The 16041-nt window shown below is 73.0% G+C and carries 21 protein-coding genes; 8 read left to right on the forward strand and 13 right to left on the reverse strand.

What is annotated here, in order from left to right:
- Positions 1 to 368 precede the first annotated feature (368 nt).
- Together AB0K15_RS37395 and AB0K15_RS37400 are read left to right on the forward strand one after the other, a co-directional pair.
- Complete coding sequence (locus AB0K15_RS37395) at positions 369 to 896, forward strand: hypothetical protein (protein ID WP_364061798.1); 528 nt, start codon at positions 369 to 371, stop codon at positions 894 to 896.
- Positions 897 to 1052: 156 nt separating this feature from the next.
- Entirely contained in the window at positions 1053 to 1889 is an 837-nt protein-coding gene (locus AB0K15_RS37400; RefSeq protein WP_364061801.1) for an alpha/beta hydrolase, read from the forward strand.
- Positions 1890 to 1933: 44 nt separating this feature from the next.
- Here AB0K15_RS37400 and AB0K15_RS37405 read toward each other — a convergent pair whose 3' ends face one another.
- Complete coding sequence (locus AB0K15_RS37405) at positions 1934 to 2887, reverse strand: SDR family NAD(P)-dependent oxidoreductase (protein WP_364061804.1); 954 nt, start codon at positions 2885 to 2887, stop codon at positions 1934 to 1936.
- A 95-nt stretch (positions 2888 to 2982) separates the two neighbouring features.
- Between AB0K15_RS37405 and AB0K15_RS37410 the strand changes: the two genes are divergently transcribed.
- Positions 2983 to 3549, forward strand: coding sequence for a helix-turn-helix domain-containing protein (locus AB0K15_RS37410; protein ID WP_364061807.1), 567 nt, complete (start codon positions 2983 to 2985; stop codon positions 3547 to 3549).
- 25 nt (positions 3550 to 3574) lie between these two features.
- Here the strand turns inward: AB0K15_RS37410 and AB0K15_RS37415 are convergent, their stop codons facing one another.
- A complete protein-coding gene (locus AB0K15_RS37415; RefSeq protein WP_364061810.1) occupies positions 3575 to 4414 on the reverse strand; it encodes an SDR family NAD(P)-dependent oxidoreductase in 840 nt (279 codons plus the stop codon).
- A gap of 91 nt (positions 4415 to 4505) precedes the next feature.
- On the opposite strand from AB0K15_RS37415, the gene AB0K15_RS37420 reads away from it, so the two are divergent.
- Together AB0K15_RS37420 and AB0K15_RS37425 are read left to right on the forward strand one after the other, a co-directional pair.
- Positions 4506 to 5123 carry a helix-turn-helix domain-containing protein gene (locus tag AB0K15_RS37420; protein WP_364061813.1) on the forward strand — a complete coding sequence of 206 codons (618 nt, stop codon included), beginning with the start codon at positions 4506 to 4508 and terminating at the stop codon, positions 5121 to 5123.
- A gap of 185 nt (positions 5124 to 5308) precedes the next feature.
- Positions 5309 to 5527, forward strand: coding sequence for a hypothetical protein (locus tag AB0K15_RS37425; protein WP_364061816.1), 219 nt, complete (start codon positions 5309 to 5311; stop codon positions 5525 to 5527).
- Here AB0K15_RS37425 and AB0K15_RS37430 read toward each other — a convergent pair whose 3' ends face one another.
- The 5 genes from AB0K15_RS37430 to AB0K15_RS37450 all read right to left on the reverse strand — a co-directional run bounded on the left by AB0K15_RS37430 (position 5528) and on the right by AB0K15_RS37450 (position 10840).
- A complete protein-coding gene (locus tag AB0K15_RS37430) occupies positions 5528 to 6298 on the reverse strand; it encodes a GAF and ANTAR domain-containing protein (protein ID WP_364061818.1) in 771 nt (256 codons plus the stop codon).
- A 267-nt stretch (positions 6299 to 6565) separates the two neighbouring features.
- Positions 6566 to 6850: a hypothetical protein gene (locus AB0K15_RS37435; protein WP_364061821.1), complete on the reverse strand. Its 285-nt coding sequence runs from the start codon at positions 6848 to 6850 to the stop codon at positions 6566 to 6568.
- A 64-nt stretch (positions 6851 to 6914) separates the two neighbouring features.
- Positions 6915 to 7514 (reverse strand): hypothetical protein, encoded by a 600-nt coding sequence (locus AB0K15_RS37440; RefSeq protein WP_364061824.1) that lies wholly within the window; start codon positions 7512 to 7514, stop codon positions 6915 to 6917.
- Positions 7511 to 9025: a DUF4389 domain-containing protein gene (locus AB0K15_RS37445; protein ID WP_364061827.1), complete on the reverse strand. Its 1515-nt coding sequence runs from the start codon at positions 9023 to 9025 to the stop codon at positions 7511 to 7513. Before AB0K15_RS37445 ends, AB0K15_RS37440 begins: the two co-directional genes overlap by 4 nt.
- 264 nt (positions 9026 to 9289) lie before the next feature.
- Positions 9290 to 10840, reverse strand: a complete 1551-nt coding sequence (locus tag AB0K15_RS37450) for a GAF domain-containing protein (protein WP_364061830.1) — start codon at positions 10838 to 10840, stop codon at positions 9290 to 9292.
- A gap of 136 nt (positions 10841 to 10976) precedes the next feature.
- On the opposite strand from AB0K15_RS37450, the gene AB0K15_RS37455 reads away from it, so the two are divergent.
- Positions 10977 to 11813 carry a hypothetical protein gene (locus AB0K15_RS37455; protein WP_364061833.1) on the forward strand — a complete coding sequence of 279 codons (837 nt, stop codon included), beginning with the start codon at positions 10977 to 10979 and terminating at the stop codon, positions 11811 to 11813.
- 113 nt (positions 11814 to 11926) lie between these two features.
- Here AB0K15_RS37455 and AB0K15_RS37460 read toward each other — a convergent pair whose 3' ends face one another.
- Complete coding sequence (locus tag AB0K15_RS37460; protein WP_364062022.1) at positions 11927 to 12577, reverse strand: response regulator transcription factor; 651 nt, start codon at positions 12575 to 12577, stop codon at positions 11927 to 11929.
- Positions 12578 to 12682: 105 nt separating this feature from the next.
- Here AB0K15_RS37460 and AB0K15_RS37465 point away from each other — a divergent pair, with 105 nt between their 5' ends.
- Positions 12683 to 13075 (forward strand): hypothetical protein, encoded by a 393-nt coding sequence (locus AB0K15_RS37465; protein ID WP_364061836.1) that lies wholly within the window; start codon positions 12683 to 12685, stop codon positions 13073 to 13075.
- Between the two features lie 6 nt (positions 13076 to 13081).
- Here AB0K15_RS37465 and AB0K15_RS37470 read toward each other — a convergent pair whose 3' ends face one another.
- The gene (locus AB0K15_RS37470; protein ID WP_364061839.1) at positions 13082 to 13387 is read right to left on the reverse strand and encodes a hypothetical protein; all 306 of its coding nucleotides are present in this window, start codon (positions 13385 to 13387) and stop codon (positions 13082 to 13084) included.
- A 125-nt stretch (positions 13388 to 13512) separates the two neighbouring features.
- Complete coding sequence (locus AB0K15_RS37475) at positions 13513 to 13743, reverse strand: hypothetical protein (RefSeq protein WP_364061842.1); 231 nt, start codon at positions 13741 to 13743, stop codon at positions 13513 to 13515.
- Positions 13744 to 14244: 501 nt separating this feature from the next.
- Here AB0K15_RS37475 and AB0K15_RS37480 point away from each other — a divergent pair.
- Positions 14245 to 14427, forward strand: a complete 183-nt coding sequence (locus tag AB0K15_RS37480; protein WP_364061845.1) for a hypothetical protein — start codon at positions 14245 to 14247, stop codon at positions 14425 to 14427.
- A 10-nt stretch (positions 14428 to 14437) separates the two neighbouring features.
- Here the strand turns inward: AB0K15_RS37480 and AB0K15_RS37485 are convergent, their stop codons facing one another.
- Genes AB0K15_RS37485 through AB0K15_RS37495 form a run of 3 tightly spaced genes read right to left on the reverse strand, consistent with a single transcriptional unit; the run spans position 14438 to position 16025 of the window.
- Complete coding sequence (locus AB0K15_RS37485; RefSeq protein WP_364061848.1) at positions 14438 to 15037, reverse strand: methylated-DNA--[protein]-cysteine S-methyltransferase; 600 nt, start codon at positions 15035 to 15037, stop codon at positions 14438 to 14440.
- Positions 15034 to 15528, reverse strand: a complete 495-nt coding sequence (locus AB0K15_RS37490) for an RNA polymerase sigma factor (protein ID WP_364062025.1) — start codon at positions 15526 to 15528, stop codon at positions 15034 to 15036. The genes AB0K15_RS37485 and AB0K15_RS37490 overlap by 4 nt, the downstream gene beginning before the upstream one ends.
- Complete coding sequence (locus tag AB0K15_RS37495; protein WP_364061851.1) at positions 15525 to 16025, reverse strand: methylated-DNA--[protein]-cysteine S-methyltransferase; 501 nt, start codon at positions 16023 to 16025, stop codon at positions 15525 to 15527. Before AB0K15_RS37495 ends, AB0K15_RS37490 begins: the two co-directional genes overlap by 4 nt.
- Positions 16026 to 16041: the final 16 nt, after the last annotated feature.

Here is a 16041-nt window from a genome sequence, read left to right on the forward strand (position 1 = left end):
ATCACGCAGTACTGGTACAACTGTGAAACACACCACTTCGCCTCCCCGGCCGCGTCCATTCGGCCGCCGCGAATACGGCATTTCGACGAGTTGGATTGCGCCTTCGTGTGCGGCGTTCCCGGCAGTCTCCCGGCGCCGATTCGACACTCCGATGTGGACGCTGCCGGACCGTCCCGGCGCGGATTAGCCCGAATGGCGGCCACAGCACGTCTCACCCGAGTGAAAAATTCAGCGACAGGCGGGCGACCCACCGGCGGCGAAGGTGTCCAGAGCCGTCCAGCTCACCCGGACCGGGCGAGGCGGGCGAACGGCCCGTGCCGCGACGATGGCGGACAGACCACCGTCGGCGCGCAGACGAGGAGGCGGACGTGGCCGAGGAAACCGGCGCCGGACGCCACACCGGGGCGCGGCGAGCCGTCGCGGCCGTCGCGGCGCTGCTCGGCGCGCTCGCGGTCACCACCGCGTGCTCGGGCGACCAAAGTGGACAGACGCCGGCGCCGTCGGGCGCGGTGTCCGCTCCGGCCTCGCCCGCGCCGACCTCGGGCGGCGGGAACGTCGAGTGCACCGCGGTCGCCACGGCGGCCCGGAACCTCGCGACCAAGACGGCCTCGCTCGTCGCCGGTCAGGCGAGCCGCGACGAAGTGAGCACCGCGGCGCGTGACCTGCGCTCGTCCCTCGACGCCGCCCGTGACACGCTCGGGCCGCAAGCGCGGTCCGACGTCGACGCTGCGGGGACGGCGCTCCAGCAGCTGCAGGACGTGCTGACGACCCAGCCGCTCGACGTCACCGCGCTGCGCACGGCCGCGACGCAGGTCGCCACGGCCGTCGGCGCAGTCGTCTCCGTGTGCGGCGGCTCGAGCGCACCGAGCACCCCGAGTACCCAGGCGACGACGTAGCCGGCACGCGCCCTCCGCCGCGGAAGTCCACCGATCGCGGTACTCCCGCCGCGGCACCGCGCCGGACTACCGTTCACCTCGGCAGTACCGGTGCCGGCGACGACGCCACGACCGGAAGCTCCGCACCCACCCGTTTCGCCAACGAGAGGACAGCTCATGCCCAAGGTGACAGTCGGGGAAGAAAACGGCGCGCCGATCGAGCTCTACTACGAGGACCACGGCGCGGGCCGTCCGGTCGTGCTGATCCACGGCTGGCCGCTGTCGAGCCGTTCGTGGGAGGGCCAGGTGCCCGCGCTCGTGGAGGACGGCTACCGCGTGATCACCTACGACCGCCGCGGGTTCGGGCAGTCGTCGCAGCCGTGGGACGGCTACGACTACGACACCCTCGCCGACGACCTCGACAAGCTCCTCACGGCCCTCGACCTCAGCGACGTCACGCTCGTCGGCTTCTCGATGGGCGGCGGCGAGGTCGCGCGGTACGTCGGCCGCTACGGCACCGGCCGCGTCGCCAAGGCCGTGTTCGCCGCGGCCGTGCCCCCGTACCTGTTCAAGGAGGACGGGAACCCCGGCGGCGGTCTCGACGAGGCCGCGCTCACCGGGTTCCACGACGGGATCCGCGCCGACCGCCCCGCCTTCGTCGAAGGGTTCGTCACGAACTTCTTCTCCGTGAAGGGCCGCACCGACCTGGTCAGCCCTTCGGTGCACGCCTACAACACGGTGATCGCCGCGTTCGCCTCCCCGAAGGGCACGCTGGACTGCACCACCGCGTTCACCAAGACCGACTTCCGCGACGACCTGAAGTCCTTCACCATCCCGACGCTGGTCATCCACGGCGACTCGGACGCGATCGTGCCGTTCGAGGTCAGCGGGAAGCGGACGGCCGAGGCCATTCCCGACAGCAGGCTCGTGCTGGTCGAGGACGCCCCGCACGGCCTCAACGTCACCCACGCGGCCACCTTCAACGCCGAGCTGCTCACGTTCCTGCGCGAGTGACGGCCCGCGCCGGTGTGGTGCACGGGCACCACACCGGCGCCGAGTCACCCGGCCGGATACCCCGCTTCGGCGAGCAGCCGAGCCGAGAGCGTCCACAGCTGCCGCGCCTTCGCCGGGTCGAGCGCGAAGTCCGCGACGCCGCGCCGCACGCCCTCCGTGAACGGCTCGGCCTCCTGACAGTCCTCGAAGTACTTCCCCGTGACTCCTTCCAGCAGGGGCGACGCGGCGAGCAGCACCGAGGTCGCGGCACCCTGCGGGATGTCCTTCACGGAAACGCCGGTCGCGCCGGAGGGATCGAAGGCCGAAGGCGGGTTCTCCATGTGCCGGCCGAGGTTCGTGGACCAGATGCGGCCCGGGTTGAGCGCGTTCACCGTGATCCCCTCGGCCGCCCAGAGCCGGGCGGCCTCGACGGCGAAGAGGATGTTGGCCGTCTTCGACTGGCTGTAGGCCGCCCACGGGTCGTACGGGGTGCGTGTGAAGGAGACGTCGTCGAAGAGCACCTCGCCGTTGACGTGCCCCACCGAGCTGACCACGACCACGCGGGCGTGTCCCGCCGCGAAGAGCGCGCCGTGCAGGCCGGTCGCCAGCTGGAAGTGCCCGAGGTGGTTGGTGGCGAACTGCAGCTCCCAGCCCTGGGCCGTCCGCCGCTCGGGTGTGGCCATCACGCCGGCGTTGGCCACCAGGATGTGCAACGGCTCTTGCCAGGCCGCCGCGAACGCGCGCACCGAGGCCGGGTCGGCGAGATCCAGCGTGGCCACGTGCACGGCCGCGTTGCCCGTGCTCGCCACGATCTCGCGCGCCACCCGCTCCCCCGCCGCCGCGTCGCGCACGGCCAGCGTCACCTCCGCGCCGGCCGACGCGAGCGCACGGGCCGTCTCCTCGCCGATCCCCGACGCCGCCCCGGTCACGACGGCGCGCCGGCCGCTCAGGTCGACCCCGGCGACCACCTCGGCCGCCGTGGACGTCGCGCCGAAGGGCGTGATCACTCGCTGGGTCATGGTGCTGTCCTCTCTGCTCCGCTAGTCTCGTATGTGGAGCCGGTTCCACTTACGACTATAAGCGGATGCGGGTCCACTTAGCAAAGAGGAGTGGCGTGACGAACACCGGACGGTCACTGAGGGCCGACGCGCAGGAGAACCAGGACCGCATCCTCGAGGCCGCGGCGCGCGCGTTTTCCCGCCAGGGCGCCGACACCTCGCTCAAGGCCATCGCGAAGGAGGCCGGCGTCGGCATCGCCACGCTGTACCGGCGCTTCCCGGCGCGGGAGGACCTCGTCGAGGCGACCTACCGCAGCGAGACCGAGCGCCTGGCCGGATCCGCCGCGGACCTGCTCGCCGAGCGGGCACCCGACGCCGCGCTGCGCGCGTGGATGGACCGGTTCGTGGACTACATGCTCACCAAGAACGGCATGGCCGAAGCCCTGCCCGGCATCCTCGCCGCGCGCGAGGGCCTGCGCACCCACAGCCGTGACCTGCTGCGCTCGGCGATCGAGCGCATGCTGACCACCGCGGCCGAGGCCGGGACGCTGCGCGCCGACGTCCCGGCCGACGACGTGATGATGGCGATCGGCGGGGTCACCCTGATCGCCGGCCACGAAGACCAGCGCGAGCTGGCGTCGCGGCTGCTGGACCTCGTCGTGGCCGGGCTCCGGCCCCGCTGAGCCTGCCGCCTGAGCCTGCTGAACCTCAGGCGGTTTTCACCCCGACGAGCTCGGCCGAGCGGTCCCACAGCCGGCGAGCGAGGTCGTCGTCGTTCGCCTGCGGGTTCACGCGCCGCGCGGGCTTGCCGCGCTCGTAGTACGCGCCGGACTCCCACTCGACGCCCGGCGCCGTCGTCGCCAGCCAGACCAGCTGGCGCGCGCCCTTCTCCGGGCTCACCATGGCCATCCGGCCGAGCGGGTTGTTGTAGACCAGCCGGAAGAAGCTGGAGCTCTCGGTCGCGAAGGCCGTGGCGACGGCACCGGGATGGAACGCGGCCGCCGACAGGCCCCGGGCGCGGAACCGGGCGTGGAGCTCGCGGGTGAACAGGATGTTCTCCAGCTTGGTGGTGCCGTAGGCCTTGTGCGGAGTGAAGGCCGCGTCGTGGTCGAGGTCGTCGAGACGCAGGTCGCCGAAGAGCCGGGCGCCGGAGCTCGAAGTCTGGATCACCGACGCGCGCGACGCCAGCAGCTTGTCCAGCAGCAGTGTGGTGAGCAGGAACGGCGACAGGTGGTTGACCTGCAGGGTCTTCTCGAACCCGTCGGCGGTTTTCGCCCGATCGCCGAAGACGCCGCCGGCGTTGTTCACGAGCACGTCGATGCGCGGGTGTGCCGCGTCGAGTGCGGCGGCCAGGCCCCGCACCTCCGCGAAGCTCGCGAAGTCGGCGATGTGGTGCTCGGCCCCGAGCTCCCCGGCGACGGCCTCGGTCTTGGCGGGCGAGCGCCCGACGACCACGACGCGGTGGCCGTCGGCGTGCAGGCGGCGGGCCGCGGCCGCACCGATGCCGTCGCTGGCACCGGTGATCACGATCGTCTTCGGTTCGGACATGACGCTCCTCGTTCTCGGACTCCTTGATCGGCACCATACGCCACTTGTGGCACTCAGTGCCAACTCTGCCGCCCGCTGCTAGTGTGGCCCGGTGAACGACCACCGCCCCGGCCTGCGCGAACGGACCCGCCGGGCCGTGCAGCAGGACATCACCGAGGCCGCGCAGCGGCTGTTCGTCGAACACGGCTACGAGCGCACGACGATGGACGACGTCGCCGAAGCCGCGGGCCTGTCCCGGCGCAGCCTGTTCCGCTACTTCCCCACCAAGGAAGACCTGATCGTCGGCAAGTTCGAGGTGCTGGCCGAGACGATGGTCGAGCGGCTTCGCGAGCGCCCGCTCGACGAACCGGCGTGGACCTCGCTGCGCCGGGTGTTCGACCTGCTCGTGCCTTACGTCGACGCGCCCGGCAAGCACGAGGTCGCCGAGCCCATGCAGCGCATCGTCTTCGCGACGCCCGCCTTGCTGGCGAGCTACCTCGAAAAGCTGCACCGCATGGCGGCCGCGGCCGAGACCGTGCTGCGCGAACGCGCCGAATCCCGGGGCGCGCCGTCCGACCCCACCGACCCGGCGCTCCCCGCCGTCGCGGGCGCCGCGTTCTCGTGCCTGCTCGCCGCGCAGCACGCGTGGCTCGCCGGCGGGGCCGCGGAGACGTTCGCCGCGTGCCTCGACCGGGCGATGGCCGCCGTCGCCCCGGCCGGGAAGGCTTGATCCGTATCGGTTTTCCCCACGTCGGCGGGGATTTTTCCTGCCAGCGCTGCCCTACGGCGGCCAGGGTCGCTGAAATCGTTGCCGCAGAAGGTGACTCCGGGGCCCGCACAACGGCGCACCGAGCGCGTAGGGTGCGAAGAGCCGCCCCGGCCCCTGGCGGCGAGCCAGCGGAGTGAGGGGCCGCCGTGGATTCCATGGATTTGACGGGCATCGCCGAACCGCACCTGAGCACCGTGGCCGCGATCGTCGGCTACGTGCGTCAGGGCCGGTTCACCGAGGCCGAAGCGCAGAGGATGATCGACCGCGTCCGGGTGCGGGACCCGGAGAGTCCACACCGGACAGTCGCCCCCGGGCTGCCGCCGGCCGCCGGGGAACAAGCTCCGGCGGAGCGGGGGAACCCGTGATCAGTTGTCGCGGAACACCCGCGTCAGCACCACCGCCGGGTCGAGCTCGCGTTCGGCCAGCGAGCGGGCGACTTCGCTGAGCCGGGCGTTGTTGCTGCGCGAGTAGCGGCGCAGCGCCGTGAACGCGTCCGCCATCGACAGGCGGCCGCTGACCGACAGCACACCCTTCGCCTGCTCGATGACCACCCGGCTGTTGAGCGCCGACTGCAGCTGGCCCGAGAGCACCTCGCCACGGCGGATGGCGCGTTCCTGCAGGATCCCGATCGTGGCGGTGTCGGCGAGGCCCTGCGCCAGCTCGACATCCTCGGCCGGCACGTTCGCCCGGCCGAACAGTTTCAGCGTGCCGATCGTCAGCCCGCGCAGCCGCAGGGGCAGCGCGTGCACCGAGGCGAACCCCGCCCGCTGCGCCGCCGCGGCGAATCGCGGCCACCGCGGGGTGTACGCGCCGATCGGGACCGCGTGCACCGCCACCCCGGACCGGAAGCAGTCCACACCCGGCCCCTCGTCGACACCGAGCTTGAGCAGCTCCCGCAGCGCGTCCTGCTCCGTCGAGGACGCCCGCACTTCCAAATTGCCCCGCTCGTCCGCGAGTGTCAGCCCGGCGGCGCCGACGCCGAGCAGCTCGACGCAGCGCTGTGCCAAGGTGTGCAGCAGTTCCGTGACGTCGTACTCGTCGACCAGTGTGTCGGCCATCGACACGAACGCGTTGATCATCAGCCGCTCTCGGTCACCCACGTCGGCCACCTCCCCCATCTCGCCCTTGGTACTCATAGTGGTCCCTTTTCCACTGCCACGTCCAACTCCGGGTGATCGGCACGCCGGTCGTCCGCAGGATTTCCCGGCGCCGAACGGCAACGAGGCCGGGCACCGGCAACCACGGTCCTCACCCAGTGAGAGCCGCGGCGCCGTCGAGCGGTGCCGGGGCGACGCACGCACGGCACACCGGCGCCGCCGCAGCGCTCACCCACACCGGCGCGCGATGCGTCGGTTTCCGCCGTCGGGACTCATTTCGGCGCGGGGAACCGCGGTCCCCCGGCGTCACCGGTGAGCGTTCGCGATCAGGAACGTGTAGTGGCCCTCCAGGTCCTCACGGACGTCGAGGACCTTCTCCGCCAGCCCCACCCTGGCCTCGCGCGAAAGGAACAGCTGTGTGTCGTCGATCGCGACGACATCGTCACCCTTGGCCGGGCACGTCGCCACCTCCATCTCGACCGCCGCCCCGGCCCGGGGCGGCCCGTCGAGAACCAGGCGGCAACCGCCTCGCCGCCCGACGTGGTGTGCCTCGGTGATCCGGTCGATCGCCGCGATCGCCGATCGGGTCATGGTGAGCATCCGCCATCCCGCCTTTCTCCGGTCGTTTCTCCGGTCCTGCTCAGTCTCCGGCCGGTCAGGACCGCGTCTTGCGGTCCAGCTCCAGCGTCCACTCCTGCTGCCAGCGGGTGAGCCGCCGGCGGTCGAGCCCGAAGACGAGAGCGCCGTAGAGCAGGCTCAGCAGCGCGCAGAACCCCGCCCACGTCCCGAATCCCGTCATCGCGCCTTCGACCGAGGCCGTGCGCGGGTCGAGCGGCGGCGGCACCGGGTCGCCGGCCCGGTCGAGCCACACCACGACCGCGTCCCCGGCTTTCGCCAGTGGTTCCGCGTCGACCTGCGCCACCCGGAATCCACCGCCGGGCAGCGGCCACCGGGCGTCGCGCGGCTGGGGGCCACCGGGCACGCCGTCGGGGCCGACCGCCTGCGCCGGCGGCCCGTCGACGAGCAGTGTCGCCTCGACACGGTGGCGGCTCGCCGCTTCCTCGGCGGCCTGGTTTCCACGCTGTGCGGCGGTTTCCGATCCGAGGACGCCGGCGAACGGCACCGCCAGCAGCGCGAGCACCACGAAGACCGCCACCACCACCGCCTGGAACCGGTCCGACGGCCGGACCACCACGCCGCCCCGCGGGAGCAGGGCGTGCCACATCCGCCTGAACCACTCGGCCGAACGGGTCACGGTGCTCGCCCCCTGTCGCCGGGATCTCCTCCGGCCACCGGCACGGGCGTGCGGGCCCGGTGCCCCGAAGCGCCGCGAGCCGCGAGCCAGATGCACGCGACGCCACCGGCCAGGAACACCACGCCGGCCACGACGAGCAGCACCGACAACCAGCCGATCGCCGGCACGGTCGCGCCGGCCTCCGCGTCGACGGCGACGCCGCGGGAGCCGTCGGAGTTCATCACCACGACGGTCCAGTCCCCGTCGCGCACGGGCCACGCCACGGACTGCGTGCCAGGGCCCGACGCCTGGCCGGCCCAGATCCCGGCCAGCTGCGGCGGGGTCGCGAGCGCGCCGCCCGGGTTGTCGACGCCGACCGCGCCGCGGTCGCCGAAGTCGGTCACGGTCGTGTGCTCGACGCCGGCGAGGTACCGCGCCGCACTCGCGGCGGGCGCGATGCCGATGAAAACGCCCTGCGCGGCGTCGACGGCGGTGGCGCGGATCCGCGTGTCGCCGACGATCGCCGCGAGGTCCGGCCCGCCGGTGCCCAGCCCGTGCAGCTGCACCGGGTCGCTCGCGAGCGCGTAACCCGAAGCGTTGAACGGTGCCGAGGCGGAGAAGTAGCCGTCGGCGTCACGCTGGTTGCGGTCGGCCCACATCAGCGCGCTGCCACCGGAAAGCAGGCCGGTGGAGAACAGCACGAGCACCGCGCCGCACACGGCGGCGGCGATGCGGCCGCCCGTCCAGCCCGTGGCCGCCGGACCGGATCCGCTCGGGGGTGGTGTCGTGGGCGGGCTGAACGGCGGTGTCCCCGGCTCGGCCGCGGAACCGGGCGGCGGCTGGGTCAGCGGTTCCGGCGAAGGCGCCGGTCCGCTCGGTTCGCTGCCGCCGAGGTCGAGCCGGAACGGCGGGTACCGGTCGGTCAGCAGCGACACGTAGGCGGCCACCCGCAGCACCCAGCGGTCGAGCCCGAGGATGAAGTCGAACAGCGGGCGCGGGTATTTTCCGGTGAACAGCAGGATGATCGCGGCGATCAGGACCAGGATGCCGACCAGGCCACCGGCCGCCCAGGTGAAGTCGTCCCGGCCCGGCCGCGTGAACAGCCACGTGCCGCCGCCGACGAAGAGCCCGACGATGATGAGCTGCGGCAGCGCCAGCAGCCACCACTTCACGAGCACGAGCCCGCGGGAGAGCCGTTGCGGGTACTCGACCTGCAGCCGCGCCGGGTACTCGGGCACGTCGCCGAAGGTGAACGGCGGGTACCGGTCGGTGCCGAGCGCGGCGTAGGAGTAGTACTGCACGCGGAAGCTCCACCGCAGCACGCCCACGGTGAACTCGAACAGCGAACGCGGGTAGCGGCCCGTCACGAGGATCGCGAAGAACGCCGCGAGGCCCACGAACGGGTAGGCGATCCACAGGAGCGCCAGGATGAGGTAGTGCGGCAGCGCCAGCAGCCACTTCACGAGCCAGAGCCAGCGGGACAACGGCTCGTCCAGCTCGGCGTCGACGCGGACAGGGTAGGCGGTGTTCACGGTCGTACCTCCTTCACCTCGGCCACCGGAGGGGCCGCGGATGCCCGCTTCGGTCCGAAGTGGACGTTCCGCACGGGAACCGCCGGAGGTGGGCGGGTGACGCACCGCGGGCGCGCCCCGTGCGGAACCTCCCGGCCGCTCGGTGGTGGCGTCCCACCTCGCCGAGGTCCGGAGCCCGCGCCGGGCAGCGCCCGAAGGGGAAGGACAGGCTTCGAGTGTTGCACGCTGTGACCGCACCCACCAGGGCCGCGGCCCTCGGCGGGTTCACCGTAACCGTCCGGAGACCACCGCGTGAGCCGGGCTCACGGGGACCGTCCACACGAGACGGGTGCCGCCCGAGGACGGGCACTCCACGCGAAACGCGCCACCCGACTCCCTCGCGCGCTGTTCGAGGTTGCGCAAGCCACTGCGCGCCACCCCGGCCGGCAGGCCCACGCCCGTGTCGGACACCTCGACCACGAGGTGCTCGCCGAGCGCCACGGTGAGGGCGAGCTCGCCGGCGCGGGCATGGCGCAGCACGTTGCTCACGGCTTCGCGGACCACGGCTTCGGTGTGTTCGGCGAGGATCGGCGGCACCCGTTCGAGCGGGCCGGACAGCCGCACGGTGGTGCGGATCGCCGAGTCGCCCGTGGTTTCGGTGACGGCGTGCCGGAGGCGCGCGCGAAGGCCGCCACAGCGCCCCGGGGCCGGGTGCAGCTCGAAGATCGCGCTGCGGATCTCCTCGATGACCTCCTGCAGCTGGTCGATGTGCCGGCCCAGCCGCGAGGCGACGGCGGACGTTCCCGCCCGGCGCAGCGTGTCCTGCATCTGCAACCCGACCGCGAACAGCCGCTGGACCACGTGGTCGTGCAGGTCTCGGGCGATCCGGTCGCGGTCGGTCACAACGTCGAGCTCGCGGCGGGCGGCCTGGTTTCCGGCGTCGCGCAACGCGAGCGCGGCCTGGTCGGCGAACGCGGACACGATCTGCAGCTCCTGCTCGTCGAACCGCGCCGCGCCCGGAGCGCGCACGGCGAGCAGGACACCCGCGATCGACTCGCCCGAGCGCAGCAGCACGACGAGCGCGGGGCCGAGGTCGACGCGCGGGCCGTCGGCGAGATCCACGGCCAGCCCGGAGACGCTGCGCGGCACGTGGTCGCGCAGCACGGCACCCGCCGTCGAGCCGGCGACGGGGATCCGGCGGCCGGTGAGGGCGTCGGAGTCCGGACCGGCGCACACGGTGACGACGAGCGCGTCTTCGCCGGCGGGCACGGCGATCAGCGCGTCGACGGAGCCGGTGAGACCGGCGGCGCGGCTCGCGATCAGGCGCAGCACCTCGCTGATCTCGGTGCCGCCGAGAAGGGCGGCGGAGATTTCGCCGGTGGCTTCGAGCCAACGCTGGCGGTTGCGGGCTTCCTCGTAGAGGCGCGCGTTGTCCAACGCGATGCCCGCCGCGGCCGCGAGTGCGGCGAGGGCTTGTTCGTCGTCGTCGGTGAACCCTGTGCCGCTGCGTTTTCCGGTGAGGTAAAGGCGTCCGAGCAAAGCGCCGCGCGCTCGCAGGGCGACGCGAAGGGAACCGCGGCCGGCACTCCGGGTGCGCGAGCGGTCGAGGTGGTCGAGTTCCGTGACGACGAAGCCGGTGGTGGCACCGTCGGCGTCGAGCACCGCGAGCGCGCCGTAGCGGGCGTCGACGAGGTCCGCGGCGGTCGCGACGATCCTGCGCAGCGTGCCGTCCAGCTCCAGTCCGGCCGACAGGCCGAGGACGGCCGTGAGCAGCGCGTCCAGCCGGTCGCGGTCGCCGGCCGGAGCGGCGGCGGATACCCGGTCGACGTCCGGCATCCCGTCACTGTGGCACACCGATCCGGGGCCGGGGTCACCCGTGAACGGCGACCTTGGACCCGGTTCGCGGGACGTTCGGCACTAGACCCGCAACGGCGCGCGGGCGCAGCGTGGGACCGAGGCGCGGAGGTGACCCATGAAGGCCGGAGTCATACCCGTCGGGCGGCTGAGCGCGCGCCAGGTCCGATCCGTGCTGCTCGCCGCGACGAACCCGCCACCGCTGCACGACACCCGGCCGTGGCGGTTCCTGTGCACGCCGGGGTCCATCGAGCTCCACGCCGGCCCGGCCGCGGGCGGCCGCCGCGGGCAGCTGCTGGACTGCGGCGCGGCGCTGCTGAACCTCCGGCTTGCGGTCAAGGCCCAGGGCTGTCACCCCGACGTGCGGCTGTTGCCCGCCGCCACGCGGCCCGACCTGCTCGCCGTGGTGCGCCCGCGCGGGCTCGAACCGGTGACGCCGGTAGACCGCCGCCTCGTCGAGGCCATCCGGCTCAGGCGCGGCAACCGCAGCCCGTTCAGCTCGGCCCTGGTGCCTCCTGCGGTGCAACGCGAACTCCGCAAGGCAGCCGAGCTCGAACGCGCCTGGCTCGCCACGATCGGCGACGCGCAATTGCCGCAGCTGTGCGAAATCATGCTTCCCCAGGGCACCGCGTGCACCGACTTCGCCGTAGCACCCGGCCGGCTGCTGGTCGCCGTCGGCTCGCTGCACGACACCCCGCTCGCCCAGCTGCAGGCCGGCCAGGCCGTGCAACGCGTCCTCCTCACGGCGGCGGCCGCCGGGTTGTCCGCCGCCCACTGGTCCGACACCCTCACTCCCGTCCGGCGCCGCGAACTGCGCCGCCTCCTCGGCGGCGGCGTGTGGCCCCAGGCCCTGCTGCGCCTCGGCCACGGCGCCCCCGTCCCGTTGCGACCCCACACCGACCTCGACACCGTGGTCGCGAGCGACGAACGTCCGTTCTCCCGCGGCTGGCCGTGACCCGGCTCCGATTCCGAACGCATCACCTTCGCGCGGAGAACTTCCGTTCTCTTTCCGGCAGACAGGATCACTCGCCCGCGCAACGCTTTGCGCCGGGCAGCGCGGCAGCGTGCTCAGCCGCCGGCCCGGCGTTCCTCGTCGCGGACCGCCGTCACCAGGACCGCCGCCTGCGTGCGACGTTCCACGCCGAGTTTGGCCAGTAAGCGGGAGACGTAGTTCTTCACCGTCTTCTCCGCCAGGAACATCCGTTCGGCGATCTGCCGGTTGGTCAGCCCTTCGCCGATGAGGTCCAGCAGTACGCGTTCCTGGTCGGTCAGCGCGGCGAGCGGACCGGGGCCGCGCGTGCTCTCGCGCAGCTTCGCCATCAGGGCGGCGACCGCGCGTTCGTCGAGCAGGCTGAGGCCGGCGGCGACGCGGCGGATCGCGTCGACGAGCTGAAGTCCCTTGATGTCCTTGATGACGTAGCCGTCGGCGCCGGCCAGGACCGCGTCGACCATCGAGCGCTCGTCGGTGAAGGACGTGAGCATCAGGCAGCGCAGCCCCGGCAGGGCGGCACGCAGGTCGCGGCACAGGCGGACCCCGTCGCCGTCGGGAAGGCGGACGTCGAGCACCGCGACATCCGGGCGCACGGCGGGAATCCGGGCCAGCGCCTCGGCAACCGAGGCGGCCTGGCCCGCCACCGTGAGGTCGTCCTCGTCCTCCACGAGCTCGGCGACGCCGCGGCGCACCAGCTCGTGGTCGTCGACGAGGAAGACGGTGATCACCCTCGGTCCCTCCACGGATCGAGGTTACGCCCCGCGCGGCATAGACTGTGGGCATCCACGTGGACCCCAGTCCCCGGCCACCGCGGGTTTCCGGAGAGGCGCAGGATGTCCGTGGAGAATCAGCCGAAGGTCGATGTGCCGCAAGTCCTTGCGCTGCCCGGGGTTTCACGGGTGCGCACGCTCGTGAGCGGCGGGCTCGTGACCGTCGAGGTCTCCGGCGAGCTCAGCCCCGCGGGTGACGCAGTGCTCGTCGCGCACCTCGCCGAAGCCGTCACCCTGCGGGCGACCGCCGTGGTGGTGGACCTGACGGCGTGCACCGGCCTCGGTCCGGATTCCGTGGCCGCGCTCGGCGGCGAGCGGTTTCGCGTGCGCGCCGGGAACCCCGGTGTGACAGCCGTCCTCGACCGAGCGGGAGTCGCCCACGAAGCCCCCGACGACTCCGTGGAATCTCCCCCGCCGGGCCCGGCGACCGTCATCCGGTCCGGCGCCGCACGCTGAACCCGCTCAGGCGCGCCGATGGCGCCCGACGTGAAAAACCCGCCACGGCAACGAACGCGGCCGGTTGCCCGCCGAATGGCGGTTACGGCCCTGCGCCGCGTCGGTGACGTCCGTGACCGGAACCAGCTTGCTGGAGCGCGGATCCGGGGTTTCGGCGTCCACGATCGGCACGTGCGAAACCGCGGCCGCGTCGACGCATTCGCCCGCGACCACCCCGGTCCGCACTGTCACCCCGTCGTCTTCCCGGGCCAGATAGGCGAACTTCCGCCCCACCGCGAACGGCCCGGTTTCCGCCTCGAGTCCGTTGGTCATCCGCCTCCACCCTTCGCCTGCCCAGGACTGCGAAGCCGGGTCCGGGGCCTCGTCGGCGAATCTACCCCATGATTTCCGGTTCCTGGGTTTTTCACCCGAACAGGCGCACCGTCCTCAGTGGATCATCAGGTCGGCCAAGGTGCTTCCCCGGCCCGGCTCGCACTCCCGGCCGGCGGGCAGGCGTCGAGGATGTCGGTGGCCCGCACCAGGCTCACCGGGGTGTCGGCAGCGGTACCGCGCGGACGCACCGGGACCCAGGTGGTGCTGGTGTGCTCGTCGCGCAGGCTGCGTCCCGCGATCGTGCCCGTCTTCTCCTGCCACGAAGGTTCTGCGGATTCCCGAGTGGCACGCCGCACCCGGCACCGATACCGCACCCGCCAGCCCGGTGGATACCCGCCACCGTGGCGCAACGGCCAGTCTCGGAAAGCGCTTCCGGTCTTCAGATCGCCGCCCTCTACGGACGGATTGCGCGGACTCTCGTCCCCCGCCAACCCGGTCACCCCGATCCCGCGTGAAAACCATCGCCGTCGCCGGGGTCCTGGGCAAGAAGTTCACAGATTAGGCGCGTGCAGGCCGGTGGTCGCTCGGCCACCCGGGTGGTTCCGGCGAGCGGCCGGGCACAGTCCGTGTCCGAATCGAAGATCCACAGTGGACCGGAGCCCCGCCGGGTCCCACGGGGAAGCGTTTTCCCGCCACTCGTCACCCCACCGGGCAGGCCGGAACGGGATATGCTGAACGGTCCCCGCCCCGGCCCCCGGCGGCGGCCCCCGAGGCCGAAAGAACGGAGGCTCGATGACCGCCCCTGCCCCACGCACCCCTCCCCCACGCGCCCGCGCCGGCACCCCTGGCGGGCAGCCGTGAAGCGCACGACGGTGCCGTCCGTCGCCGACCTGCACAGCGCCCGCGACCTGCCCGACGACCAGCGCCGCCACGTGGTCCGCCTGGTCGCTTCGGCGGCCGAGGACGTCGACGACTGCGCGCTGCTGCTGGCGATCCTCGGTCTCGACGCCGCCGACGGCCTCGCCCAGGACGACCGCTGACGAAGCCCCGTCAGGCCGTCGTTTCCAAGGCCAGCAACGCCAGTTTCGCGTCTTCGCCGCCGCGGTACCGCCCGGAGCTGCCGTCGGACCGCACCACGCGGTGGCACGGCACGACCAGCGGAACCGGATTGCGCGCGCACGCCGTGCCGACCGCGCGCACCGCCTTGGGGCTGCCCGCCGCGGCGGCGACCTCGGAGTAGCTGCGCGTGCTGCCGTACGGGATCTCGCCGAGCCGCCGCAGCACCTCGCGGCGGAAACCCTTGGCCAGCCGCAGATCCACCGCGACGTCGAACGTGTGCCGCCGGCCGGCGAAGTACTCGTCGAGCTCACGAGACACCGCGTCCAGACGGGCCGGCGCGGCAAGTACCCGCGGGCTGATGGCCGCGGCCAGCTCGGTGAGCACGGAACCGTGGTCCTCCACGGAGAACGCGACCCGCACGAGGCCGGCACCGGTCGCGGCCAGCAGCAGCGGGCCGACGGGCGAGTCGAGGGTGCGGTAGGCGACGTCGAGCAGGCCGTCGCGGTCGGCCGCGGCGATCAGTCGCGCGCGCAGGCGGTCCTGCGTGGCTTCGTCGTCCACCGGCAGCGCGGCGAACAGATCGGTGGTCATGGCGCTGCTCCTTCCAGCTCGCCTCGGCGGGACGCCGCGCGCAGGGCCTTCACCCCGTCGGCGGCCGCGCGGCGGGCGGCGGCCGCGGTGCCGCCCGTGATGGCGGCGACCTCCTCGTACGGGAACCCGCCGAGGTAGTGGTACGCGACGGCCGCCCGCTGCTTGTCCGGCAACGCGGCCAACGCGTCCCACAGGTCGCTGTCCCAGTCCTCCGGCCGGCCGGTGCGGCTCGGCTCGTCGGGGGTCCGCTCCACGGGCACGGCGTGGCGCGCGCGGGCGCGGGTGATGTCCACGGCCTTGCGGTGCGCGATGGTGACCAGCCACGCCGCCACGTTCGCACCGGCCGGCAGGTCGGGGTAGGCCTTGAGCGCGGCCAGGAACGTCTCGGACCACGCGTCCTCGGCGTCGTGCGGGCCGACCACCGCCCGGCAGACCCGCAGCACCATGGCCCCGTGGTCCGCGACGAGCTCGTCGAACGGGCGCGGGCTCAGAACAGCCTGCCGTCGTCCTCGGCGGGCGGCTCCTCCAGGCTCAGCAGGAACCGCTTCCGGTCCACGCCACCCGCGTACCCCGTCAGGCCCCCGCTCGCGCCGACCACGCGGTGGCACGGCACGACGATGCTGATCGGGTTCCAGCCGTTCGCGTTGCCCACCGCCTGCGCGGCGCCGGGGTCGCCCAGCTCGGCGGCGAGCTCGCCGTACGTGCGCTTCTCGCCGTACGGGATCTTCGTGAGCAAGTCCCACACCTTGCGCTCGAAGCCGGATCCGCGGGGCGCCAGCTCGAGGTCGAACTCCCGGCGTTCGCCCGCGAAGTACTCCCCCAGCTGCCGGATCGCCTCGGCGAAACCCTCGTCCGAGCGCGGCCCCAGGCTCGCCAGCCGCGGTTCCCGCCGGTGGCCCTCGAAGTAGAGCCCGACGAGGGCCGTGCCGTCCGCGACCAGCGTGAGGTCGCCGACCGGCGACGCCGTGACCGTGTGCCGAACGCTCATGTCCCCGTTCCCTTCT

The organism is Amycolatopsis sp. NPDC049253 (assembly GCF_040678995.1).
Taxonomy (GTDB): domain Bacteria; phylum Actinomycetota; class Actinomycetes; order Mycobacteriales; family Pseudonocardiaceae; genus Amycolatopsis.

Coding starts and splice junctions, on each gene's coding strand:
- AB0K15_RS37400 (WP_364061801.1), top strand. CDS start 1,053: ATGCCCAAGGTGACAGTCGGGGAAGAAAACGGCGCGCCGATCGAGCTC.
- AB0K15_RS37405 (WP_364061804.1), bottom strand. CDS start 2,887: ATGACCCAGCGAGTGATCACGCCCTTCGGCGCGACGTCCACGGCGGCC.
- AB0K15_RS37415 (WP_364061810.1), bottom strand. CDS start 4,414: ATGTCCGAACCGAAGACGATCGTGATCACCGGTGCCAGCGACGGCATC.
- AB0K15_RS37430 (WP_364061818.1), bottom strand. CDS start 6,298: ATGAGTACCAAGGGCGAGATGGGGGAGGTGGCCGACGTGGGTGACCGA.
- AB0K15_RS37435 (WP_364061821.1), bottom strand. CDS start 6,850: ATGACCCGATCGGCGATCGCGGCGATCGACCGGATCACCGAGGCACAC.
- AB0K15_RS37450 (WP_364061830.1), bottom strand. CDS start 10,840: ATGCCGGACGTCGACCGGGTATCCGCCGCCGCTCCGGCCGGCGACCGC.
- AB0K15_RS37455 (WP_364061833.1), top strand. CDS start 10,977: ATGAAGGCCGGAGTCATACCCGTCGGGCGGCTGAGCGCGCGCCAGGTC.
- AB0K15_RS37465 (WP_364061836.1), top strand. CDS start 12,683: ATGTCCGTGGAGAATCAGCCGAAGGTCGATGTGCCGCAAGTCCTTGCG.
- AB0K15_RS37470 (WP_364061839.1), bottom strand. CDS start 13,387: ATGACCAACGGACTCGAGGCGGAAACCGGGCCGTTCGCGGTGGGGCGG.
- AB0K15_RS37485 (WP_364061848.1), bottom strand. CDS start 15,037: ATGACCACCGATCTGTTCGCCGCGCTGCCGGTGGACGACGAAGCCACG.
- AB0K15_RS37495 (WP_364061851.1), bottom strand. CDS start 16,025: ATGAGCGTTCGGCACACGGTCACGGCGTCGCCGGTCGGCGACCTCACG.